At 45.2% G+C, this 893-nt stretch carries 1 pseudogene; it reads left to right on the top strand.

The annotated features are described in order from the left end of the window. Positions 1-64: 64 nt before the first annotated feature. Positions 65-893 (top strand): annotated as a pseudogene (locus AC1DUA_RS39285) (Na+/H+ antiporter NhaC family protein); the annotation flags it as partial.

The raw sequence follows: 893 nt of genomic DNA, 5'->3' as shown, positions 1-893 counted from the left end.
CGCTTAAGCAGGCTATCCAAGAGACCCTCAATACGATTCGAGAAATGTTAGGATAAAATAAAACATGTTAACGAATAGACAACTCGGCGTAACGATACTTATTACTATTTGTGGACTCGCTGCCGCATATTTACTTCATATCGCCTTGGCGATTGGTTTTTCTTTTGGACTCATAACATTGGTAGTCATTGTTTGGCGAGGCGGAGCTGCATTCAGAGGCATCCTGCGAAGTATGTGGGAAGGCGTCAAGCATACCAAAGAAGTCATGTGGATTCTCGCTTTAGTCGGCGTTGTTATCCCTGTCTGGACAGCTAGCGGGACTATCCCCTATATGATCGATTTAGGACTTCGAATTGTTGATCCTAGTTTCTTTCTTACATTTTCGTTTGTGCTTTCCGTGTGTATTTCTATGCTGCTTGGCACCTCCACCGGAACACTAAGCTCGGTCGGAATCCCGCTAATTGGTCTTGCAGTGCTGCTTCAGATCCCTTTGCCGATGGTTGCAGGGGCACTCGTATCTGGCGCTTTTGTCGGCGATCGGACTTCACCTTTTTCAAGTGCGAACCGTCTTGTAGCCTCTTCTACAGGTGTCTCCGTCAAAGACTTATTTAAAGCGCTGCTGCCAACCACAATTGGGGCTGGGGGTGTCGCCTTCGCTTTTTTCTTGATTTGTGATAGGAGTGGCGAGTGGCATCAAGGGGAAAATGATTTGCTGCGTCAGCAATTTGGTGCCGGTTTTAACTACAGCATTTGGTTGTTATTGCCTGTGTTTCTATTATTGCTTTCGATTTTGCTGAGATTTAAAACAAGAAATGGATTTCTTTTTTCTATCGCGAGTGCAATCGTAATTGGCCTGATTTTTCAAGGAGTTACTTGGGATGAATGGCTGCATG

This window comes from Paenibacillus sp. 01T422, assembly GCF_056398785.1.
The sequence above is the reverse complement of the archived record's forward strand: the minus strand, read 5'-3'. Positions and strand labels throughout refer to the sequence as shown.